Origin of the sequence: Arthrobacter sp. G119Y2, from assembly GCF_038069765.1 — a bacterium.
Classification (GTDB): domain Bacteria; phylum Actinomycetota; class Actinomycetes; order Actinomycetales; family Micrococcaceae; genus Arthrobacter_B.
In genome coordinates this window covers 432905-455516 of record NZ_JBBPFS010000003.1, presented here as the reverse complement: position 1 = coordinate 455516, position 22612 = coordinate 432905, and the positions used below count along the sequence as shown (strand labels likewise).

Sequence of the window (22612 nt, the reverse complement as noted above, 5' to 3'; positions counted from 1 at the left end):
CGGCCGGGAGGGGCGGCGCGCCAGAGCAGGCAATCCAACCTGCGGAGCCGGAGCCGGAGCCGGCCCGATTGCCTGTGCGGAGTCCCGTCCGGGGACCACCTGAACTACCCGGGGGGCGAACACGCCGCCTTTGGTTAACCTTCAACCCAAAACTCTGCTTTTATGGAGGGGAAGGAACGCAGTAGCAGCTGTCGTCGACACTAGAAGGTCCTCATGGATTTCCTCCCGGCCGAACACCCCCGGCCGCGTCATTTCATTCTTCACCTCAGCGACACACACCTGGTCGGCGGCACCGGTCCGCTCTATGGAGCAGTGGACAGCCGGGCCAAACTGGAAGAGCTCTTCAGCCGGCTGGAAGATTCCGGGCAGAAACCCGAGGCGATTGTTTTCACCGGCGATCTGGCCGACAAAGGCGAACCCCAGGCCTACGCCAAGCTCCGCGACATTGTTCTGCCTGCCGCCGAGCGCATGGGAGCCCGGGTGATCTGGGCCATGGGCAACCACGACAACCGCGAGAACTTCAAGTCGGCACTGCTGGATGAAGCTCCGGACATGGCGCCGGTGGACCGCGTTTACCTGGTCAACGGACTGCGAATCATTACCCTGGACACCACTGTCCCGGGGTACCACCACGGGGAGCTCAGCGGCGCCCAGCTGACCTGGCTCCGCGACGTCCTCCGGACGCCCGCCCCGGAAGGCACCGTGCTGGCCATGCACCACCCGCCGGTCCCCAGCGTCCAGGACCTGACCGTCCTGGTGGAGCTGCGCCATCAGCGGGACCTCGCCGCAGCGCTGGAGGGGACTGACGTCCGGTCCATCATCGCCGGGCACCTGCACTACTCCACCTTTGCCACCTTTGCCGGGATCCCCGTGTCCGTGGCGTCAGCTACCTGTTACACGCAGGACCTGACCACGCCCGGAACCCGCGGACAGGACGCGGGGCAGGCGTACAACATGGTGCACGTCTACGAGGACTCGGTGGTTCATTCGGTCGTCCCGCTGGATGAGGACAGGACGGTCGGCGAACGGGTGGACGAGGCCGAGACCCGCCGTCGCCTCGAAGCAGCAGGTGTCCGGATTCTCGACGCGCAGCAGCTGACCTCGGCCTAGAAATCCCTTACCGCTCCGGTTCGGGTCCCAGATTGAAGAACCGCCCGGTGATGCTTTCCGGCTGGATTTCCACGTACCGGTATTTCAGCGTCCGGATCCACGGCTGCAGCGGGAGTTCGTCCGCGGCGTCAATTTCGCTTTGGTTTTCCAGCCGGCGCGTGGTGCCCTTAACCACCACTGACCAGGCTTGGTCGCTGTGAACCCCGTCCGCCTCGAAGGCCACGTGCTCGTTTACCGTCAACTCGGCCAGCTTGGTGCCCGGGCTCGTGCGGAAGAGGATAACGCCGTCGTGCGCGTAATAATTCAGCGGGTAAATACTGGGCTGATTGTTCACGCTCACCGCCAAGCGTCCGTGGTACGTCTGCTCCAGGTATTTCCAGCTCTGCTCAGCGGTGAGTTCCACAACGGGAGGAAGATCGTCAGTAGTCATGGCCCCAGTCTGCCAAGCAGGAACGCTTGCCGCCACTGCATCGGTGACCTGGCGCCGGTTGACGAGTGATGTCCGTCCAATACAGAGTTGAAGGGAAGGAGATCTTCATCCTGATCAGCAAGGACATCGACCCGGAGAGAATGTGATGACGGAACCACACAATCAGCACCCCGACGACGGCCGGCAGCAGGCCGAGGCGTACCTGACTACGCGGCAGGGCCACCCGGTCTATGACAACCAGAACAGCCGTACGGTGGGGGCCCGCGGCCCGGCTACCCTTGAGAACTACCAGCTCCTCGAAAAGATCAGCCACTTCGACCGCGAGCGGATCCCGGAACGCGTAGTTCACGCCCGCGGTTTTGTGGCCTACGGCGAGTTTGAGGCCTCCGGCAAGTGGGGCGACGAGCCCATTGCCAAGTACACCCGCGCCAAGCTCTTCTCCGAGCCGGGCAAGAAGACCGACCTGGCCATCCGCCTTTCCTCTGTCATCGGCGGCCGGGACTCTTCAGAGACCGCCCGCGACCCGCGCGGCTTCGCCGTGAAGTTCTACACCGAAGACGGCAACTGGGACCTGGTGGGCAACAATCTGGGCGTCTTCTTCATCCGCGACGCCATCAAGTTCCCCGACGTGATCCACTCCCTGAAGCCGGACCCCGTCACCTTCCGTCAGGAACCGGCCCGCATCTTCGACTTTATGTCGCAGACCCCCGAAGCCATGCACATGCTGGTGAATCTCTTCAGCCCGCGCGGCATCCCGGCCGACTACCGCCACATGCAGGGCTTCGGAGTGAATACCTACAAATGGGTCAACGAACAGGGCGACACCAAGCTGGTCAAGTACCACTGGCTCCCGCAGCAGGGCGTGAAGTCCCTGACCGAGGAAGACGCAGCGAACATCCAGGCCAACGACCTGGGTCACGCCTCGAAGGACCTTTACGAGGCCATCGAACGCGGCGACTACCCCAAGTGGGACCTGTACGTGCAGCTGATGGATGACAACGATCATCCGGAACTGGACTTCGATCCGCTGGACGACACCAAGACGTGGCCGGAGCAGGAGTTCGAGCCCAAGTACGTGGGCACCATGACCCTGAACCGCAACGTCACGGACCACCACAACGAAAACGAGCAGATCGCCTTCGGTACCGGTGTCCTGGTGGACGGCCTGGACTTCTCCGACGACAAGATGCTCGTTGGCCGTACGTTCAGCTACTCCGATACCCAGCGCTACCGTGTAGGCCCGAACTACCTGCAGCTTCCGGTGAACTCCGCGAAAAACGCACGCGTGGCCACCAACCAGCGCGGCGGCCAGATGTCCTTCGGCACCGACCTCGCGCCGGGCCAGAACCCGCATGTGAACTACGAGCCGAACATCACCGGCGGGCTGCAGGAAGCACCCGGGACGGCACCGGCTGCGGTCGGACCTGAGCTCGAAGGCCGCCTGACCCGCGCCCGCCTGCCCCGCACGAACGACTACATGCAGGCCGGCCAGCGCTACCAGCTGATGGAGCAGTGGGAGAAGGACGACCTGGTCGCCAACTTCATTGCCAACGTCGGCGAGGCGGTCCGTCCGGTGCAGGAGCGCATGCTCTGGCACTTCTACATGACCGATGACGAGCTGGGTGCACGCGTCGGCGAGGGCCTGGGCATCAGCCTGGACGAGATCAAGGATCTCGGCCCGCTGGCCACCCAGACGCTCAATGAGGAAGAAACCGAGCGGATGAAGAACCTGGGCCACAACGGACCGCGGAACGTCGAGGGCCTGACCATGACGCACTGCGTGCCCAACGAGCACGTGGTGGTTACCCGGTAGTTTCTGTACCGGGAACGACGACGGCGGGGCGCACCTGAGGGGGCCCCGCCGTCGTCGTCCTGCCGCCTACATTTCCCAGGGCGCCTTGATCGGGAAGAACTTCTCGAGGAAATCCGTAACGCGTTCGGCGCGTTCTTCTGCCGGGACTTCCGGGAAGCTTCCGTCATTGAGGCAGAACAGGTCCATGTTGCGCTTGGCCAGCAGCTTGTCCATCGACTTCAGGCCGGCGTAGGACGTGGTGTCCACATACTTCACCTTGGCGGTTTCCTGCGTTACGGCCCGCCCGGTGAGCAGCGCGTAGTAGTGGTACAGCGAATTGGTGACCGAGATATTGTCCTTGGCACGGAACCGGCTCGCCGCCGTAGCGGCAAATTCGTTCGGGAACTCATTCTCCATCTCCAAAAGCACGCTCCGGCGCAGCGGCGCCGCCGTGTGTTCCAGATGCCGCGTGGTAATCCGGCCGAACCGTTCCCAGAGCAGCCTGCGGTTCACGCGGGCGGCGTTTTCGAAGCCGCTGCGCTCGGGATCGTTGGCGCCGAGGCCAATCCGGGTGCTGGCCTCGATGAACTTGGTGATGCCGCCGGGGGAGAAGAACAGGTCCGGGCCCACCGGCCTGCCGAAGAACATGTCGTCATTGGAATACAGGAAGTGTTCCGCCAGGCCGGGGATGTGCTGGAGCTGGGCTTCGACTGCCTGCGAATTGTGCGTGGGCAGCACCGAGGGGTCCCTGAAGTGCTGCTCTGCGCGGACGAAGGTCACCGAGGGGTGATCGGCCAGCCAGTCCGGGCGGTCCGAGTCCGTGGCGATGAAGATCCGGCGGATCCACGGGGCGAACATGTAGACGGAACGCAGGGCGTACTTGAGCTCGTTGATGTGGCGGAAGCGTGCCTCGTGGTCATCGCCTTCGCCCACTACGGCGTCCTTCATCCGGGCGGCCCGGGCGGCTTGGTATTCGGCCGAGCTGCCGTCTACCCAGGAGAAGACGAGGTCGACGTCGAAGTCGATGTCCGTGGCGTGGTCGGCAAACATGTTCTCGATGGTCGGCCAGGTCAGACCGTGCTTCTCCACCGTGCCGCGGACCACTTCATTGGCCGGCAGCGTGCGGCGGGTCAGGGAGTTTTCCACGGGCAGCGTGATTTCGGGGCCGCTGAGGTCCCACAGTTCCAGCTGCACACCGGCGGAGGGGCCGAACGTCAGGTTGGTGCCGCTGACGGCGCGCGGGCGGAAGACCCGGATGATCCGGGACGATTCAGCCGGTGAGAGCTCACCGTCCGCGATCAGCAGGGTTCGGGTCTTTTTGGTGTCCACGCTGCGGGCATAAAACGGCTCTTCGCGGCAGGCCTCGACCATGGCCCGGCGAAGGTCTGTGCGGTGCACGAGGTCTATGGCGATGACCGGGCGCTGGTCATTTCCGCGGACGAGGAGGTAGGCAATGCCGGCGTCGTCCAGGACCTTGCGGACAAACAGCAGGTCCTCGACCATGGCCTGGTTCGGGGTCAGGCCGGTGTCCATCAGGGTCAGGCGGCCCTTGACCTTGACGACGTCCGGCCGGTGCTCCACCCGCTCGATGACGGCCAGGGATGCGGTCTGGAGGTCTTCACTCTCATGAACGGGCTCGGGAGTACCGAAATACACATCGTGTTCTGCGGCTATATCTGTAATCGGAACCTCCAATAAGTTCGCGTGCGGGGCCGGCGGCCGCGGCGGAAGAGCGCGGCTCGTGCGGCTCTGCACATAGTGGTGCTGGTTTTCGCAGGTGCGGACCGGATGTGCCGGGCGCGTCCCGGATAAACCGGATGCTCTGGGCTCGGGTGCCGCTGCTGAGTAGCATTGGGTGCTAGCGCGGACATCTCCGGGAGCTGATGTGAGATACCGTAACACCACGCTGGCGGCGGCGACGCTGCTTGTGCTCAGTATGTCATCCTGTGCCGGTCCCTCGGACACCGGCGAAACCTCGAGTGCTCCGGCAGCCTGGGTTTCCTACACGACGCCGGATGGTTCCCTCGTGTTTGAACACCGGGCCGACTGGACCATTCAGGAGAAGCCCGCCCTCGCCAACGATCCGGCGGGCGGAGTTTCCGTCCAGGTGAACGACGCCGGGGGAGACATGGTTGCGCGTTTGGATACCGGTCTCATTATCGACCTCATCTGCGAGGAACCGGATGAAGCAGTCGGATACACGGAATATGACACTGAACCCATGCCGGAACTGGACTCGGAGCAGGGCACCGAGCAGCGGTTCGTTTACCGCTCTATCGCGCCGTCCTCACCGAACCGCGGGGAGCCGGTCGCCACGTATGCGGTTATTACTGATACAGGAGACCGCGGCCAGTGCGGTCTCTTTGATTTCTTCACCTTCACGGAGTCCAGCGGCGGGCGTTTCGCCGGGGAGTACCCCTCGGAGGAAGTTGCGTCCGGGCAGTCCTATCTCGATGGTGCTGCGGCCTATGCGGACTCTGCGGAATTCCGCGACGTGAAGCGGATGCTGGTGTCTTTGCGGGATACACGCTGAGCTCCTTCCAGCAGGATGTTTCCGCGTTTCTCTGGTGAGCTGTGGATAACTCCGTATGCTGTGCCCCAGCCTGCGTACTATTGGCGTCACTCACAGTCCCGCACCATTTTGCCCTGGGGGTTCTTCACATGTTCCGTACTGGTTTTCTCTCTGCAGACTTTTCCGCTGCCCGGAGGGGCGGCCGCCTTGGTGCCTTGGGTCTGGCTGCTGTTCTAGTGTTGGGCGGGTGCTCCGGTTCTGATGGTGATCCTGGTGCTGAGGCAGCAGAGGGGGGTACCAGCAGCGCTGCACCCAGTGGCAGTGCCGGTGCTGGCGCATCAGCGTCTGCTTCTCCGACATCAACATCAACACCGACGCCGACTGCTGCATACAAGCCGGCTTCTGCTGAGGGTCCTGCCGAAAACGTTCCCCTGCCGGTAATGCCGGAACTGGCCAAGCAAGAATCCAAAGAGGGGCTCATAGCTTTCGCAGAGTACTGGTATGCGCTGGCCAATTACGGGTATGAAACCGGGGACCCAGAACCCATCCGTGCCGTAAGTGCTGAAACCTGTTTCAGTTGCATAAGTTATTACCGTGTCCTAGGTAATGGATATGCAGATGATGACTGGATGCTTGGAGCTCAATTGCACGTACAGGATGTCAGTTCGAACTTTGTTATTACCGATGAAGGAGCTTATCAAGCGACAACGCTTATCTTGCAGGATGAAGTGCATTACTACGGCCCGGAGGGGTATTTAGGGAGCAATACTGGAAATAGTACGCCAGGCGTTCAGCTGATGGAAGCTGTCTTTACGCCGACCGCCGGTTGGTACGTCGTAACCCTTGAAACCATAGAATTGTGAGCGCGTAAGGTGCGTAAATTTGATTTACGAGCTGTTTCTATAGCCATGTTGTTAATTGCAATCAATGGAACTTTAGTTATTCCCGCTTACGCCGCAGTGGATGGAGAAGGAAATTATATGCCTGGGGGCGTAAAGGGGGTCATTCGTCAGAAAGACCCAGCTACAGGCAACATCGTCCCTGTTAACGTGGGGACACCCGAAAGCCTGTTTGGCTTTTACTACCGCCCGGTCTGCTTCGATGAGGAGAACGGCGACATCGATTGCTTGGCCGGTCAGCCCGTGGAGTGTGATGCTGCACCGGACGGACAGTACGTGTGGTGGTACAGCGGCTTGAAGGCAACTCCTCGCGAGACCTGGGCCAGATACGGAGACACTCCCACCTGTATCTACACTTCAGATCCTGACGAAGTCGCCGCCGAGCTCGTCGGACTGGTCCTCACTGAATTTCAGACGGCGCCGATCGATCCCGGCCAGTTCACCCTGCAGCCAAGCCCTTTCTCCCTAGTCAATATGCCCACGAACCTGTATGCCGAGGCACATGAGCAGACATTCGACATGACGTTGTTGGGGCAGACCATCCGTATTGAGGTGCGGCCTACTGAGTATGAATGGAATTACGGAGACGGAACGATATACGGGCCTTCGTCCCAGCCGGGTGGACCGCTTCCGGAGGACCATGTCGGGGAAGCCACGGAAACAAGCCATGTTTACGAGGAACCCGGCGATTATTTCGTATCCGTTGCCGTCTACTTTTCCGGCCGTTACTCGATCAACGGCGGCCCGATGATACCCATTGACGGGCGGGCCCTGGCCTTTCCGCCGACGCAGACTGTTAGCGTTTGGGAAGCCGAATCGCGGAGTGTGGCTGACGATTGCCTCGTGAACCCAGCCGGCTTCGGCTGCTAGAAGTTCGGTGTTCCGGGCCGTGGGACCCGGAATAGCGTCCGCGGATCCTGCAGCCGTGCCGGATAGTCGAAATCGGACCTGGCCATCTCCCCGGTCACCGCCACGGAGCGCGTCGCGGTGTCGTTCGTTAGTCGCACCGGTCCCACCGTCCCGATGCGCAGTGCATGGCGGTCCGGGCCCAGCAGAAGGACATCATCGCCGTCGTCCATGTCCTCCAGAAACCGTGCCAATTGCCGGCCCTTCTTGCCGGAAATAGGGGTTCCCTTCGCCGACAGCATCGGCAACACAATTTCAGCTTCATTGGAGGCACCTGTTGCAGGCCGGGCAACCCAGAGGGCATCACCCTCGGGTTCGGAAGGAAGTTCGGGATTCTCCGGCTCGGGCCATATATAGGGCAGTCCGCCGCGGGTTTCCGGAAAGAGCGGCCCGTACACCTCGGGTGACTTTGTAATCAGGTTCGACCGGTGGCTCTCGTGAAAGTCCGCGTCGCCGAACCACGGCGGCAGAGCGACGTCGTCGTGCGCAGCCGCAGGAGCGAACTCGAGAATCTGTTCCAGAACCGTGTCTGCATGGCCGCGGGCAACCCATTCCCGGGTCATGGCGAGCCCGTAGGCCGTCAGCGCAGGCACATACCCCATCCACATTTTCATCGCCGGATGGCTCTGCCAGCCGTAGTCCGGGATGACCAGGGCGCGGAGCACCTGTAGCGTCTCCACCCGCTGCTTGCCGAGCCGGGCCTGATCCAGGACGGTCGCGCTGCGGCTGAAGCTGTCGTACGGCAGAAACGTTTGCACAGGATCAGTGTGTCATTCGCGGCCCGTGGTTCTGGCCAGGGGCGCGGCGAGAATGAAGTCGCGGAAGGTATGCGGGCCAACGTCGAAGCTGCGCCGGCCAACCTTCGTAAAGCCGGACTTGCGGTAGAAGGTCTGGGCGCGGACGTTCAGATCATTCACTCCCAGCCAGAGCGAGCGGAATCCCTCCGCTGCGGCCGTTTCCCTTGCCGCTTCCATTAGGGCCGCGGCCAAACCGGAGCCGTGGGCGGCGGGGTGGACGTAACACTTGGACAGTTCGGCTGCCGGTCCCGGAACCGTCTGTAAGGCGGCAACCACTTCCGGATCCGCCGGGGGCAGGAAAACCAGCAGCGCATATCCCCGGATATGTCCGCCCTCCCGGATCACCAGCACCCTTATCGACGGATCAGCCAGGTAGGCCTCGAAGGCCTCTTTCGAGAGATTCGCGGCAACAAAAGCGTCACTGTCCTCAGGGGTGACCGCCGGAGGGCAGGCCAGTGGAAACGTCAGGGCCGCCAGCGCAGCCAGCTCTGCGGCATCCTCGGGGCGAGCAGGAGAGACGGAAACGGTCACGGATCCAGCCTAGGCACGGCGGCGGACAGAAAAACCAGCCCGCTAATACTCGGCATACATCTCCCCAACCCGCAGGTGCACGTCCGTCCGGTTGTCCGGCCCGGGAAGCGGACACGCCCAGGCTTCGTCATAAGCGCACGACGGGTTGTACAAAAAGTTGAAATCCAGGACCAGGCTCCCGGGGGCGGCACCGGGACCGAGGTCTGCACCCTTGATCGTGTCCAGCAGGTACCGGCCGCCGCCGTAGCTTCCGCCGTCGGCGCCGGACATCCCGTCGCGCACCGGCAGGAAAATTCCGCCCCCGTAGGTGGCCAGGCGCCACACGGCGAGCCGGCCCACGCCGTCGGCGTCCACCGTCCCCAGCCGGACAAACGGCACCACCCCGTCGGTTCCGGTGGCTACGTTCATCTCCTGGCCCGCGCCGTCGTCGTCAATCAATGCGTCGCAGCGCAGATCCGGATCGTAGGCGCCGATCCGCAGGCCGTGGAAACGTTCGCGGGCGTGCGCCTTCAAAGGGGACGCCGGATGTTCGGCGAAGAGCTTGTCCCGTTCAGCGCGCCACAGCTCGTGGGCGTACGACGGCGACACCTCCTGCGAGGTGAGCCTCACCTGCGCATACAGGCCGAAGACGCGACGGCGCCAATCCGCTGTCTGGAGGACCGTGACGGGAGAGACCATGGGTTCAGCGTAGTGTGTTCGGGTGACTACCGGACTCCTCATCGTCGTACTCGTGGCAATCTTCATTGGTGCCATTGCACAGCGGATAGCGGGCCTCGGCTTCGCCCTGCTCATTTCCCCGTTCCTGGTGATCCTTCTTGGATCACACGGCGGAGTGCTGATGGTGAACGTGTGCGGGCTGGTGTCCTCGTCGCTGATCATGCTGCGCGTCTGGAAGGACATCGACTGGAAGATGTACCGATGGCTGGCCATCCCGGCGGTGTTCGGCAGCATTCCCGCTTCAGCTGCGGCGGTGTATCTGCCGTCCGCCCCGATGGCAGTGGTTGTGGGCGGCATTGTCCTGGTGGCGCTGACCGTTTCGCTGCTGATGCAGCGCACCTCGGTGACGGTGACCGGCAACGGACCCAAGGCTGTGGCCGGCTTCATTTCCGGTGTCACCAACGCAGTTGCGGGTGTGGGCGGGCCGTCGGTAAGTGCCTATGCACTCATGGCCCGGTGGCCGCAGCGCCCGTTCGCGGCCACCCTCCAGCCGTTCTTCGTCACGATCGCCATTGTTACCCTGACCGCCAAATTGTCGCTGGACCCCGGACAGATGCCGCCGTTCGACGTCTGGGCGTGGGCACTGATCGCCCTCATGATCGTTGGCGGCATCTACGCGGGGGAGAAGCTTCAGCGCTTTATCCGCGATGATCAGGCCCGTGCCGCCGTCGTCATCTTTGCCTTCTTCGGAGCGGCAGCGGCGCTGGCCAAGGGCATTTTCGACCTCGCGGCCTGAGCCGGGCATTCGCGGCCTGAGCCGGGCAGTCGCTGGCTGAGCCGGCGCCGCCCTCACTCACGCTGTCGACATCGCCCGCAGTCTGCGCGGCTGAACCGACACGGCCCCTCCTGAACCGTCCGCGCCGCGGCGAATGGGACGATAGAGAAGATGAAACTCTTTACCCGCCCGAAATCCCCGGGTGTCCTACCCATGCCCCTGTGGCTGCAGGGAGTGGTCGAACTCGGCCAAGCTGCAGTCCTCTCCGCCCTGCTGATATTCCTGCCGCTGATCGGCGTCTGGTTTGCCGACGGCTTCACCGACCGTGACTTCGCATCGCTGGCCCGGCTGGGCGGGCAGGGCTGGCTCCTGATTCACGGTGTGCCGCTGACCCTGACCTTCCCCGCCGGAGCCGTGGGGCCCGCCGAGAGCACGGGGCTGCTCAGCCTGTTTCCGCTGGGCCTGACGCTCATCCCGTTCTTCCTGTCCTGGCGGGCAGGACGGCGGCTGGCGAAGGCTTCCTATACGGACCAGCTCTGGCAGGCACTGCTGGGGGCGCTGGGTACCTATGCCGTTCTCGGCGGGGCGGCCGCCTATTTCTCCGCCAACGACGACGTCAGCATCTCAGTGACGGCGGGAGCTCTGATACCGCTCATTGCGGCAGGGCTGGGCCTGGTGATCGGCGCCCGGCGCGAGGCCGGATCCTGGGTACGTCTGATCGGCGTGGATCTGACGGATTGGATCTCCCGTACCAGCCAGCACTCACGCTGGGCCGGTTCCTACGTCTGGGCGGTAATCCGCGCCGGGGCCGTCGGTATCACCGCCGCCCTGGGGTTTTCCGCCCTGCTTCTCACTGCCGCGCTGGTTATGAGCTGGGCCGAAATCGTTACTGTCTACCAGCACCTGGACGCCGGGCTCATCGGCGGAGCGGTGCTGACCGTCGTGGAGCTCGGGCTGATGCCGAACTTCCTCGGCTGGGCCCTGGGCTGGACATCGGGCGCCGGCTTCGCACTCGGAACCGGAAGCCTCATCAGCCCCATGGAAACGACCGTCGGCCCGCTGCCGGCCGTCCCGGTACTGGCTGCCCTGCCGGCGGGCGGCATGGAATACGCCATCGCCGCGCTGATGCTGCCGGTGGTGGCAGGCATGCTTGCCGGCTGGTGGTTCCTGCGCGAAGGAGAGAACCACTTCGACGAATGGCTGTCCCTGAAGATCAGGGCCCGCTGGTTCACCGCACCGGTTTCCACCCTGCTGCTGGGCGTTTTTGTGGGCCTGGTTTCCGGCATCCTGGCCGCGGCCGTGGTTCTCATTACCGGGGGTTCCGCAGGGATCGGCCGCTTTGTCGAGCTGGGCGCAGACCCGCTGTGGACGGGGCTCTGGATTGCCGCTGAGGTGGCCGTCGGCGTCGTCATCGGCTACGCCGTCGCGCCCTGGCTGGAACGCGAGGAGCGCTGACGGCGCGGGCCTGACGGTCCGCGGTTAGCGCGGCAGGAGTCCGCTGGTGAACTCCGACTGGCACTCGTCCTGCGCCTGCATGGTCAGCGCCCTGCCCATGCAGTTTTCCAGCTTTTCCGTGTTGTCCCAGGTGGCAACGGCGAGGCCGAGGCCAAGGGTCATCACCACGGACGCCGCCAGCCCCAGGGTGGTGATGAACATTTGGGCCGGGCCGATGCCGTGGCGCACCACCTTGACGAGGGTCAGAATTCCGACGACGACGGCGGCAAGCGCCAGCGCGAGCGGCACGAGCTTCCACGGCAACGCCAGTCCGGAAGTGAGCAGCACGGCAATAACGAGAGCCACAAAAATCCGAAGGTAGCCGCGCGCACTCTGCTTCTGCTCGTCTGTAGCCGGCGTCTTTTGCGGTGCCGGCTGCAACGGCGAAGGAATCTGATCAGGGGTACGGCCGTCGTTGTTCATGGTTTAACCCTAGGGGACGCCTGAGCCTAAGGTTGACGCATGCGCATTGTTGTTCTCGTGTCCGGCACCGGTTCCAACCTTCAGGCTGTCCTGGACGCAGTGGCGGAGGGGACGCTCGACGTCGAAATCGCTGCGGTAGGGGCCGACCGTCCCGGCACTTACGGCGTGCAGCGCGCCGCGGATGCAGGTTATGAGACCTTCGTTGTGGACTTCCGGGCGTACAACCTGCGCTCCGACTGGAATCGTGCACTCACCGAAAAGGTGGCCTCGTATCACCCTGACGTTGTGCTGTCTTCCGGCTTCATGCGCATCGTCGACGAGCACTTCATCAACACGTTCGAGGGCCGCTACCTCAACACCCATCCGGCGCTGCTTCCCTCGTTCCCCGGCGCGCACGGTGTCCGTGACGCGCTGGCCTACGGGGTGAAGGTCACTGGCTGCACCGTGCACATTGCCGACGCCGGTGTGGACACCGGCCCCATCCTGGCCCAGGTCGCCGTGGAGGTGCTGGACACTGACACGGAGGAGACGCTGCACGAGCGGATCAAGATCCAGGAGCGGCGGCTGCTGCTGGAGACCCTGGACCGGATCAGCGCCGAGGGTCTTCCGGTTTCCTAGCTCAGTCCAGCGCCGCGCCCTTTGTCTCCGGCGCAAACCGCAGCATCCAGATCACGGCCAGGACCACCAGGGCACCGGCCAGCGCGAACGAGAGCGGCAACCCCAAATAGGGCCACATGACTGACACAAAGATCAGCGGCCCGAGCCCGGCGCCAACCCGCGAGACCGTCGACGCCCAGCCGAATCCGCTGCCGCGAAGTTCCGTGGGATACAGCTCGGACACGTACGCGTAGAGCACCGGGATGGCTACCTGCACCACAAATCCGTAGGCCAGGAGCCACGCAGTGGCAGCTGCGGGAACATCAAGGACCAGGGCGACGATGATCAGTATGACTGCCGAAAGCGGTCCGGTCACCGCCAGAATCCATTTGCGCCCCACGCGTTCCACCAGCAGCGCTGCCGCAACAACTCCCAGTAGCCCGACGGCGGCCATGCCCGAGGTGGTCAGGAAGGCCGCGTACTCCTTGAAGCCTGCGTCCACGAGGATCTTCGGCATCCAGGTCAGGGCCAAGTAATAGACCAGCAGGATGGTGAAAAAGAGCGACCAAGCAGCCACTGTGATTTTCCAGCTGTACCGCCATAGATCTGTCAGCTGGGCAGCGACGGCTCCCATGGAGAATCTGGCCGCCGCCTCCGGAGCCGGTAACCGCCACTGGGTGACATCGGAACCGGTGCGTTTAATCAGGTCGTTGATGACTGTTTCCGCCTCCGCCGTGCGTCCCTTGCGGACCAGGAACAGCGGTGATTCTGGGACTGACCGGCGGACCCAGAACACCAGCAGCGCCGGCAGCACCATGATCAGCATGGTGTACCGCCAGTCGGCGAACGTCGCCATGATCAGTGCCGACGTCGCTCCGCACAACGCAGCGCCGACCGGCCACCAGCCGTCCATGGCGGTGAGTACCCTGCCCCGCTGTTTCCGTGGCGTGAATTCACCCACCAGTGCGTAGTCGACCGGCACACATCCGCCCAAGCCGAAGCCGGCCATGAAGCGGAAGATGCAGAACCAGACGATGTCGGGGGAGAAGGCCCCCAGAACCGTAAAAATGGAAAAGATCAGCAGTGTGGCGCTGAAGGCCTTTTTGCGGCCGATGGCATCGGCGATCGAGCCCCAGACGAACGCTCCAATGGCCATGCCCAGCAGGTTTGCTGTACCAATCCATGCGGCCTGTGCGGGCTCCAGCGCCCAGTGCTTGGATAGGAGCGGAATCAGGACGCCGTTCAGGGTGACATCCCAGGCATCGAACATGAATCCCAGACCGCCAATGATGAAGATGCGTCCCTGAACCTTCCACTTCCAGGGCAGGTCCTGGACCACCTGGTCGCCGGTAGGCAGGGTGTCAGTGGTTGTCATCGGGAGAGTGGCCTTCCGCGGGGTGGTGGATGCGGGTACGGCCCTCGGCGGCCGGTCCGAGGAAACTGTATAACGGCGAACGGACGATCCGGGAAAGCACGGCGTTGTGCCGGCAACTGTCGGTGTCGTGGAGCAGCTGACGTTCGGTCAAAGAGACGAGGACGTTGCCCGACGGCGGACGACGGCCGTGGTGGACGCCGGCCCTCACGCGCAGATGAGGGACAGGGAGGCGCAAGCCGGTGGTCCCGGCGGATCCGGGAGGCACAAGCCGGCGGTCCACGTTTCGAGATCCTGTGCCTGACTCTTCGTGTCAGCGGCTCTGTACCTGGGCCAGTGCCCAGGATCTTCGAGTAAATGACCAGTAGGTCGATTGCCCGAAAACAGTGGTCTGAATCACTAAAATAGAAGCTATGTACTACTCGACAAGTTCCGCGGACGGCAGCAGGCTGCCTCGTCCTACTGCTGTGCACGGGTCTCTGCCTGGGTCCAAGAGTAGGGGCGGATCGGGTTCGAAGGATAGTGGCAGGACCTTGGATGGGGGCAGGGACCGGGAGGCAGCGCCCGGGCTGCTGGAAGCTTCAGACCCGGCAGGGAACCATGCGGCGCTGGAGGCGGCGGAGCGGGTGCGGCTGATCGATGAGATCCGTGCTCTGGAGGACCTCAAGAATGTCATCACGGCTGCGCAGGCCCGTGCCGCGGCTGCCTTTGATGCTTCCATCCGCACCGCCCAGGCCGCTGCCGGGCTGAAGGCTGATCAGCTGGGGAAGGGTGTTGCCGCGCAGATCGCCCTGGCCCGGAGGGAATCCCCGCACAACGGGGCGAAGCTGCTGGGCCTGGCCCGGATCCTGACCACGGAAATGCCCCATACCCTGCACGCCCTGACCCTCGGGGTGATCAGTGAGTGGCGGGCCACGATCCTGGTCCGGGAAACCGCCTGCCTGTCCCTGGCCGACCGGCAAAAGGTAGATGAGCTGGTGGCCGGGGATCCGGGTGAGTTTGAGCAGCTCGGGGACCGGCAGCTGATCGCGAGGATCAAGTCCCTGTCCTACGGTCTGGATCCGCATGCGGTGGTGAAACGTGCCGCGCATGCGGTGACGGAGCGGTTTGTGTCCTGCCGGCCTGCACCGGACACCATGACCTGGGTGACGGCCCTGCTGCCGGTATCCCAGGGAGTGGGCGCGTATGCGGCTTTGACGCGGGAAGCGGACAGGCTCCGCGCAACCGGGGACCCCCGGTCGAAGGGTCAGATCATGGCCGATACGTTCGTGGAACGCACCACCGGGCAGGCTCGGGCGGAGGATGTCCGGGTTGAAGTGCAGCTGATCATGACGGATCAGGCTCTGCTGCACGGAATCCTGCCGCCGGAAGACGGAATCCTGCCGCAGAAGGACAAGGCCCAGCGGAAACAGGAACGGCACCAGGAAAAGGCGCAGCAACAGGAACGCGAGCAGGAACAGGAACGCGAGCAGGAACAGGGGCAACGCCGGGACCGAGAGTCAGTGGAAGCCGCAGGCTCCTTTGTTCCGGACGGGGCGGAGCCGGCGATTCTGGCCGGTTACGGGATCGTTCCGGCGCAGTGGGCCAGGGACTTGATCCGCGGACCCGACCCAGCGGAAGCAGAGCCGGATCATCCGGATAGATCACCTGACAGTACCGGCAGCACCGGCAGTACCGGCGCCTGTTGGGGTATGCCTCCGGCCCGCCCGGATCCGCGCACCGAAGTCTGGCTCCGCCGCCTCTACGTCACACCGGACACCGGACAGCTCACCGCGATGGATTCCCGGGCCCGGCTGGTACCCCGCGGCCTGGCCCGGCTGATCGCCGCACGGGACCAGGTTTGCCGGACCCCGTGGTGCGGAGCACCCATCCGACACTACGACCACGTTCAGCCCGTCCGCGAAGGCGGGCCCACCAGCGCGGAGAACATCCAGGGCCTGTGCCAGGCCTGCAACCAGGCCAAGGAAGCACCAGGCTGGGAAGCACGCGTTGAAGTTGCCGCTGCCTGGACACCGCCGCCGGAACGGCACACGGTTCTCACCAGGACACCCACCGGACACACCTACCGCTCCACTGCACCGAAGCTGCCGGTCCAGAGCCAGTAACTTCCAGCCGGGAAAACGGTATTACGGCAGCTGGTCCCGGTCAGCGCTTCACACTCTGCCCGCTACGGGTGTGTGACCTAAACTGTAGCCACCGACACCCCCTGATTTTGGAGATTTGCGTGAGCTCACAGCCGCTGAACCGTGTTCCTATCCGCCGGGCCCTGATCTCGGTCTACGACAAGACGGGACTGACGGAACTTGCGCAGGGCCTGGCCGCAGCCGGAGTGAGCATCGTATCCACCGGCTCCACCGCCAAGCAGATCGCTGCGGCCGGCGTTGAGGTCACCGAGGTTGCCGACGTCACCGGATTCGCGGAATGCCTCGACGGCCGGGTCAAGACGCTGCACCCCCGCATTCACGCTGGAATCCTTGCCGACCGGCGCCGCGAAGACCACGTGACGCAGCTGGAAGAGATGGAAATTGAGCCCTTCGACCTGGTGGTCGTGAACCTCTACCCGTTTGTGCAGACGGTAAAGTCCGGAGCCAGCCAGGACGAGGTTGTCGAGCAGATCGACATCGGGGGACCGTCAATGGTCCGGGCCGCAGCTAAGAACCACCCCTCGGTCGCCGTCGTAGTGGACCCGGAGAAGTATTCCGACGTCGTGACGGCAGCGGCAGAGGGCGGATTTGACCTCAGCCAGCGACGCCGCCTGGCCGCTGAAGCGTTCGCCTCCACGGCAGCCTATGACAACGCCGTAGCTGCCTGGACCGCGGAGCAGTTCGGTGACGGAACCGCGGAAGGCACCAGCTGGCCCGCCTACACCGGCCTGGCGCTGGAGCGGTCGGAGGTCCTGCGCTACGGCGAAAACCCGCACCAGGACGCTGCCCTCTACGTGGACAAGAGCGCCCTGCCCGGAGTTGCCCAGGCAGACCAGCTGCACGGCAAGGCCATGTCCTACAACAACTACGTGGACGCGGACGCCGCGCTGCGCGCCGCCTTCGACTTCGATGAGCCGGCCGTCGCCGTCGTGAAGCATGCAAATCCCTGCGGTGTTGCGGTCGCTTCCCCGGATGCAGCCGACCCCATCGCAGATGCCCATGCGAAAGCCCACGCCTGTGATCCGGTCTCCGCTTTCGGCGGCGTCATCGCAGCCAACCGAACCGTCACCGCCGGAATGGCCGCAACGGTCCGGGACATCTTCACCGAGGTTGTCATTGCCCCCGATTTCGATCCTGAAGCTGTGGAGATGCTCTCCGCGAAGAAGAACATCCGCCTGCTGACCCTGCCCGAGGGCTACGGCCGCAATGCAGCCGAGTTCCGGCAGGTCTCCGGAGGCATGCTGATCCAAAAGTCAGACAAGATGCAGGCAGAGGGAGACAGCCCCGAGAACTGGACGCTCGTGTCCGGCCCCGCAGCTGATGACGCAACGCTGTCCGATCTGGCCTTCGCCTGGACCGCAGTCCGCGCTGCCAAGTCCAACGCCATCCTTCTGGCTAAGAACGGCGCCTCGGTGGGAGTGGGCATGGGCCAGGTCAACCGGGTGGATTCCTGCCGCCTCGCCGTAGAACGGGCCAACACCCTCGGCGGCCCGGACGACGAACGAGCCCGCGGTTCCGTTGCTGCCTCCGACGCATTTTTCCCCTTCGCAGACGGACTGCAGATCCTGATTGACGCGGGAGTCCGCGCCGTCGTCCAGCCCGGCGGATCCATCCGCGACAACGAAGTTATCGAAGCCGCAAACGCTGCGGGCGTGACCATGTACTTCACCGGCGCCCGGCACTTCTTCCACTAGAACACGGCCCCGTCCGCGGCCTGGCTGCGGGACCGCCGGAGTAATCTGCGGTCCCGGAGTTTAGGGCGCCTCTAGTGGGCTGTGGCATAGTTGGACACAAATACAGACCAAAAAGACGGGCTCCGTCATGCCACAAGTCATGCTCCGGTGCCCACCAACACACAAGGAGATCGTGTGGCTGACAAAATCAAGGTTGTGGGTTCTGTTGTAGAACTCGACGGCGACGAGATGACCCGCATCATCTGGCAGTTCATCAAGGACCGCCTGATCAACCCGTACCTGGACGTAGACCTGAAGTACTACGACCTCTCCATCCAGAACCGCGATGCCACTGATGACCAGGTCACCATCGACGCTGCCAACGCCATCAAGGAACACGGCGTGGGCGTCAAGTGCGCCACCATCACTCCGGATGAGGCACGTGTTGAAGAATTCGGCCTGAAGAAGATGTGGGTTTCCCCGAACGGGACCATCCGCAACATCCTCGGCGGCGTCGTCTTCCGCGAACCGATCATCATTTCCAACATCCCGCGCCTGGTCCCGGGCTGGAACAAGCCGATCATCATCGGCCGCCACGCACACGGCGACCAGTACAAGGCCACCAACTTCAAGGTCCCCGGTGCGGGCACCCTGACGCTGACCTACACCCCCAAGGACGGCGGGGAAGAAATCAAGACCCAGGTTGTCACGTACGGTGACGACGGCGGCGTGGCCATGGGTATGTACAACTTCAACGACTCCATCCGCGACTTCGCCCGGGCGTCCTTCGCCTACGGCCTGCAGCGGAACTACCCGGTGTACCTCTCCACCAAGAACACGATCCTGAAGGCCTATGACGGCCAGTTCAAGGACCTGTTCCAGGAAGTCTTCGACGCCGAGTTCAAGGACCAGTTCGAAGCAGCCGGCCTCACCTACGAGCACCGCCTGATTGATGACATGGTTGCCTCCGCGATGAAGTGGGAAGGCGGCTACGTCTGGGCCTGCAAGAACTACGACGGCGACGTCCAGTCCGACACCGTGGCACAGGGCTTCGGCTCGCTGGGCCTGATGACCTCCGTGCTGATGACCCCCGACGGCAAGACCGTTGAGGCCGAAGCAGCGCACGGTACGGTCACGCGCCACTACCGCCAGCACCAGCAGGGCAAGCCCACCTCCACGAACCCGATCGCCTCGATCTTCGCGTGGACCCGTGGCCTGATGCACCGCGGCAAGCTGGACAACACCCCCGAGGTCATCAACTTCGCGGAGACCCTCGAAGATGTTGTCATCAAGACGGTCGAGTCCGGCAAGATGACCAAGGACCTCGCGGCCCTGGTCGGCCCGGACCAGGCATACCTGACCACCGAGGAATTCCTCGCTGAGCTCGATGCCAACTTGAAGACCCGCCTGGGCTAAGTCCGGACGCTTCAACGCACGACGACGGCGGCGCCTCACCTTCACGGGTGGGGCGCCGCCGTCGTCGTTGGTGCCGGCGGTCGCTAGCTCCGTTCGCTAGCTCCGGGAGTCGCCGGGGTCCCTAGATGCCGGAGCCCTGGTCGCCCGAAGAGCCCGAGCCGGAAGAGCCGGAGCCCGACCCTGAAGAACCGGAACCGGAACCGGACTCCATGGAGCCGGAGCTGCTCGAAGCCGACGAGCTTACCGATTCCGAGCTGGACTGGCCGCTGATGGTGTTCGAATCCTTGTAGGAGGAAGACACCTCGATCTTGCGGGGCTTCGCCCTTTCGCTGACCGGAATCAGAACGCTGAGGACGCCGTTCTCGTACTTGGCGGAAATACCCTCAATATCAATCCCCTGGCCGAGGTTCAGCTGGCGCAGGAACGAACCGGATTCGCGTTCCCGGGTTAGCCAGGTAACGCCGTCGGAGGCCTGGATGGTGCGTTCTGCCCGGATGGTCAGCAGCTGGCCGTCCACATCCACATCGACGGAACCCGGGTCAATGCCGGGCAGATCGGCATTCAGGATGTAGTGGTCGCCCTCTCGGTAGAGGTCAATGGGCATCAACCGCAGCCGCTGCCGCGGATCCAGCAGGGCTCCTGCCATACGGTCGAGTTCGCGGAATGGATCAAACTTCATGGCCATCTGTCATCAACTCCTTACGCCCACCTGCACGGCAGGCGAATCGATATTCGGAACTTCAGAAGGGTCGATAACTTGAGTCTCATCGGCTCAAGAATGAAATTAGATTAGCACTCTCCATGGGGGAGTGCCAGAACCGGAACGGTTTTCGTGCCGCGGGCAGCAAAACTTTCCCGGCAGGTCCGGCTCAGTCCACCGGCCACTCATGGACGGGGGCGTTGGTGTGCATGTTTTCCCAGTACCGGCGGGTCATTTCCGCCAGTGCGGGCCTGCGGTCCAGGCCTTGGCGCTCAAGCCTGCGCAGGTAGGCAATTTGCCAGGATGCTCCGTTTTGTTCGGTGCGTGCCCGTTCCCTGATGACATCGAGATACCGGCCGATCAGGTTGTCGTCGACGCCCAGCTCCCGGAGCCCGGAAGCCGCCTTCGGAATCAGGTGCCGGATGATCAGTTCGGCGACAGGGGTTTCGCCAATGCCCGGCCAATAGACGGTTGCCTCCAGCCCCGACCGTGCGCAGGCCAGGAAGTTGTCAGCCGCACTCTTGAAGGCCAGCCGGCTCCACAGCGGCCGGTCCGCGGTGCGGAGGTGCTGGACCAGGCCGTAAAAGAAGGCGGCATTGGAAACGACATCAAGAACGGTGGGGCCGGCCGGAAGGATCCGGTTTTCCAGGCGCAGATTGGGGGTGTGCTCGCCGGGGTCATATATGGGGCGGTTCCACCGGTAGACCGTTCCGTTGTGCAGCCTCAGTTCCGGGAGCAGGGGGGCCCCGGCGGCCGTTGAGCCTCCGCTGCTGCGTGACAGTTCCGGCAGGAGCGCCGGGAAGTAGCGGACGTTTTCCTCAAACAGGTCAAAAATCGAGGTGATCCACCGTTCGCCAAACCACACGCGGGGCCGCACCCCCTGGTTCCTCATCTCGGGAGGGCGGGTATCGATGGCCTGCTTAAAAAGCTCGATGCGGGTTTCGTGCCACAGAATATGTTCCAGGAAGACGGGGGAGTTAGCGGCAAGGGCCACCTGGGGAGCGGCAATGATCTGGGCGGCGTTCCAGGCCGGGGCGAAATCTTCCGGGCTGACCTCCAAATGAAGCTGCACGGAGGTGCAGGCAGCCTCAGGGGCAATGTTCTTTGCGTAAAAGGACAACGGCTCCGTACCCCGCAGGTCCACGTGCACATCTTCACCGCGGGCCTGGAGAACCGACGTGTTCAAGGCCGCATAGCGCTTGCCCGCGCTCAGCCATTCCTTGTCCTCGAGCACCGCAGGCTGGAGGGTCGGCAGGATCCCGACCATCAGAATCTCCGTCTTCACCTCAGCGGCCCGCGTATCTGCCCGGTTCAGTTGAAACCGGAGGGAATCTTCAAGGCCCCTCAGGCCGGACCCCTTGATGGACAGCGCCGGGTGGTTCATCTCGATGTTGAAGGCACCAATTTCGGTCTGGAAGGCCGGGTCCGCGATCTCCTCCAGAACTGCAGTATTCCGGAGCGCAGGAGCAAAATCCTGATTGGTGAGGTTCAGCTCCAACTCAAGCCCGATGCTGGAGGTGTCGGCGAACTGCGCGGTGGACAGATATCCGGCAAAGCGGTCGAGGTTCTCGAGCAGTCGCTGGCGGTAACGCGTGCGCTGCTCGCGGCTGTAGGTTTTGCTGTTCACTTCGGCGCCCATTGTTCGAACATAACCATGGGGGCCGAAGGATGTATAGCGTGCAGAGCGGGGAAACCCGAAAAAGTCGGGCCCGGAAAGGAAAATGACGTCCGGCCTGTCGGGCTGTCCCGGCCGGGCGGAATCTCCCGGCCGGGATCCGCCGGTTCTAGGACCGCAAGAGGCCCTGGAGGACGTTGCTGGCCCGCTGCATTTCACCGTGCTGGGCGCCCATGACGATCACTGCGCCGGAGAAAAGCGGGATGGACCACTGCAGCAGCTTCAGCTGGCGCTGGGCGGACTGCAGTTCCTTGGAGGCGGCGGGGTGCGGTTCGGTTGCGCCCACCGCACCCTCTTCGGAGTACTTTTCCACTTTCCGCCCGACGATGCCGGCGTAGAGGGTCACCAGTGCACCAACCACGGTAACGCCGGTCTTATAGATGGTTGCCGACCCGACTCCCTCCTGCTTTGCGACGCGGCCCTTATTGTCCCCGACGAGCGCCAGCCCGGCCACGAAATGCGAGATGATCGCGGCTGACTGAACAGGGGCCCATTTCTTCCACCCCAGACTGGAGAGCCGGGTGCGCTCTGCCGGGTCCTTGGCCTCGGCGGCCGCGCCGTTGAGCCCAATGGCTCCCATGAGCGAACCTCCGAACCACGCGGCCGCGGTGAGGTCATGCACGGACCGGGCAAACAAATTTCCTGCCACTGGAATCTCCTCTTGCTTCGGATCGGATTGAGCATTGGATGGGACTGAGTAAACCGACGC

Annotated in this window: 21 protein-coding genes; 11 read left to right on the top strand and 10 right to left on the bottom strand. The window is 63.6% G+C overall.

The window, feature by feature from the left end; genetic code table 11:
* Positions 1 to 213 precede the first annotated feature (213 nt).
* The gene (locus tag WKB88_RS08735; RefSeq protein WP_341394138.1) at positions 214 to 1110 is read left to right on the top strand and encodes a phosphodiesterase; all 897 of its coding nucleotides are present in this window, start codon (positions 214 to 216) and stop codon (positions 1108 to 1110) included.
* Positions 1111 to 1117: 7 nt separating this feature from the next.
* Here WKB88_RS08735 and WKB88_RS08730 read toward each other — a convergent pair whose 3' ends face one another.
* Complete coding sequence (locus WKB88_RS08730) at positions 1118 to 1540, bottom strand: pyridoxamine 5'-phosphate oxidase family protein (RefSeq protein ID WP_341394137.1); 423 nt, start codon at positions 1538 to 1540, stop codon at positions 1118 to 1120.
* A 145-nt stretch (positions 1541 to 1685) separates the two neighbouring features.
* Here WKB88_RS08730 and WKB88_RS08725 point away from each other — a divergent pair, with 145 nt between their 5' ends.
* Positions 1686 to 3353, top strand: a complete 1668-nt coding sequence (locus tag WKB88_RS08725; protein WP_341394136.1) for a catalase — start codon at positions 1686 to 1688, stop codon at positions 3351 to 3353.
* 66 nt (positions 3354 to 3419) lie between these two features.
* Here WKB88_RS08725 and WKB88_RS08720 read toward each other — a convergent pair whose 3' ends face one another.
* Positions 3420 to 4988 carry a stealth family protein gene (locus WKB88_RS08720; protein ID WP_445818891.1) on the bottom strand — a complete coding sequence of 523 codons (1569 nt, stop codon included), beginning with the start codon at positions 4986 to 4988 and terminating at the stop codon, positions 3420 to 3422.
* Positions 4989 to 5217: 229 nt separating this feature from the next.
* Here WKB88_RS08720 and WKB88_RS08715 point away from each other — a divergent pair, with 229 nt between their 5' ends.
* The 3 genes from WKB88_RS08715 to WKB88_RS08705 all read left to right on the top strand — a co-directional run bounded on the left by WKB88_RS08715 (position 5218) and on the right by WKB88_RS08705 (position 7613).
* The gene (locus tag WKB88_RS08715; protein ID WP_341394135.1) at positions 5218 to 5865 is read left to right on the top strand and encodes a hypothetical protein; all 648 of its coding nucleotides are present in this window, start codon (positions 5218 to 5220) and stop codon (positions 5863 to 5865) included.
* A gap of 128 nt (positions 5866 to 5993) precedes the next feature.
* A complete protein-coding gene (locus WKB88_RS08710) occupies positions 5994 to 6707 on the top strand; it encodes a DUF6318 family protein (protein ID WP_341394134.1) in 714 nt (237 codons plus the stop codon).
* Positions 6708 to 6716: 9 nt separating this feature from the next.
* Positions 6717 to 7613: a PKD domain-containing protein gene (locus tag WKB88_RS08705; RefSeq protein ID WP_341394133.1), complete on the top strand. Its 897-nt coding sequence runs from the start codon at positions 6717 to 6719 to the stop codon at positions 7611 to 7613.
* Here WKB88_RS08705 and WKB88_RS08700 read toward each other — a convergent pair.
* The 3 genes from WKB88_RS08700 to WKB88_RS08690 are packed head-to-tail and all read right to left on the bottom strand — an operon-like array spanning position 7610 to position 9655.
* Positions 7610 to 8407 (bottom strand): MSMEG_6728 family protein, encoded by a 798-nt coding sequence (locus tag WKB88_RS08700; protein ID WP_341394132.1) that lies wholly within the window; start codon positions 8405 to 8407, stop codon positions 7610 to 7612. The two genes, WKB88_RS08705 and WKB88_RS08700, sit on opposite strands and share 4 nt — an antisense overlap.
* 12 nt (positions 8408 to 8419) lie before the next feature.
* The gene (locus WKB88_RS08695) at positions 8420 to 8977 is read right to left on the bottom strand and encodes a GNAT family N-acetyltransferase (protein WP_341394131.1); all 558 of its coding nucleotides are present in this window, start codon (positions 8975 to 8977) and stop codon (positions 8420 to 8422) included.
* Between the two features lie 42 nt (positions 8978 to 9019).
* Positions 9020 to 9655, bottom strand: a complete 636-nt coding sequence (locus tag WKB88_RS08690) for a DUF1684 domain-containing protein (protein ID WP_341394130.1) — start codon at positions 9653 to 9655, stop codon at positions 9020 to 9022.
* Between the two features lie 22 nt (positions 9656 to 9677).
* On the opposite strand from WKB88_RS08690, the gene WKB88_RS08685 reads away from it, so the two are divergent.
* Positions 9678 to 10430 carry a sulfite exporter TauE/SafE family protein gene (locus WKB88_RS08685; protein ID WP_341394129.1) on the top strand — a complete coding sequence of 251 codons (753 nt, stop codon included), beginning with the start codon at positions 9678 to 9680 and terminating at the stop codon, positions 10428 to 10430.
* A 150-nt stretch (positions 10431 to 10580) separates the two neighbouring features.
* A complete protein-coding gene (locus WKB88_RS08680) occupies positions 10581 to 11864 on the top strand; it encodes a cell division protein PerM (RefSeq protein ID WP_341394128.1) in 1284 nt (427 codons plus the stop codon).
* A gap of 24 nt (positions 11865 to 11888) precedes the next feature.
* On the opposite strand, the gene WKB88_RS08675 is transcribed toward WKB88_RS08680, so the two are convergent.
* Positions 11889 to 12326, bottom strand: coding sequence for a hypothetical protein (locus tag WKB88_RS08675; protein ID WP_341394127.1), 438 nt, complete (start codon positions 12324 to 12326; stop codon positions 11889 to 11891).
* A 39-nt stretch (positions 12327 to 12365) separates the two neighbouring features.
* Here WKB88_RS08675 and purN point away from each other — a divergent pair, with 39 nt between their 5' ends.
* Entirely contained in the window at positions 12366 to 12944 is a 579-nt protein-coding gene (purN, locus tag WKB88_RS08670; protein ID WP_341394126.1) for a phosphoribosylglycinamide formyltransferase, read from the top strand.
* A 1-nt stretch (position 12945) separates the two neighbouring features.
* Here the strand turns inward: purN and WKB88_RS08665 are convergent, their stop codons facing one another.
* On the bottom strand, positions 12946 to 14298 hold the full coding sequence (locus WKB88_RS08665) for an MFS transporter (protein WP_341394125.1): 1353 nt from the start codon (positions 14296 to 14298) through the stop codon (positions 12946 to 12948).
* A gap of 530 nt (positions 14299 to 14828) precedes the next feature.
* Between WKB88_RS08665 and WKB88_RS08660 the strand changes: the two genes are divergently transcribed.
* The 3 genes from WKB88_RS08660 (at position 14829) to WKB88_RS08650 (ending at position 19528) form a co-directional block, all read left to right on the top strand.
* Positions 14829 to 16400: an HNH endonuclease gene (locus tag WKB88_RS08660; RefSeq protein WP_341394124.1), complete on the top strand. Its 1572-nt coding sequence runs from the start codon at positions 14829 to 14831 to the stop codon at positions 16398 to 16400.
* Positions 16401 to 16519: 119 nt separating this feature from the next.
* Positions 16520 to 18133, top strand: coding sequence for a bifunctional phosphoribosylaminoimidazolecarboxamide formyltransferase/IMP cyclohydrolase (gene purH, locus WKB88_RS08655; RefSeq protein WP_341394123.1), 1614 nt, complete (start codon positions 16520 to 16522; stop codon positions 18131 to 18133).
* Between the two features lie 174 nt (positions 18134 to 18307).
* Entirely contained in the window at positions 18308 to 19528 is a 1221-nt protein-coding gene (locus tag WKB88_RS08650) for an NADP-dependent isocitrate dehydrogenase (protein WP_341394122.1), read from the top strand.
* Positions 19529 to 19649: 121 nt separating this feature from the next.
* On the opposite strand, the gene WKB88_RS08645 is transcribed toward WKB88_RS08650, so the two are convergent.
* The 3 genes from WKB88_RS08645 to WKB88_RS08635 form a co-directional block, all read right to left on the bottom strand.
* Positions 19650 to 20213 carry an Hsp20/alpha crystallin family protein gene (locus WKB88_RS08645; protein ID WP_445818890.1) on the bottom strand — a complete coding sequence of 188 codons (564 nt, stop codon included), beginning with the start codon at positions 20211 to 20213 and terminating at the stop codon, positions 19650 to 19652.
* A 184-nt stretch (positions 20214 to 20397) separates the two neighbouring features.
* A complete protein-coding gene (locus WKB88_RS08640) occupies positions 20398 to 21867 on the bottom strand; it encodes a glutamate--cysteine ligase (RefSeq protein WP_341394121.1) in 1470 nt (489 codons plus the stop codon).
* A gap of 145 nt (positions 21868 to 22012) precedes the next feature.
* Entirely contained in the window at positions 22013 to 22552 is a 540-nt protein-coding gene (locus tag WKB88_RS08635) for a hypothetical protein (RefSeq protein WP_341394120.1), read from the bottom strand.
* Positions 22553 to 22612: the final 60 nt, after the last annotated feature.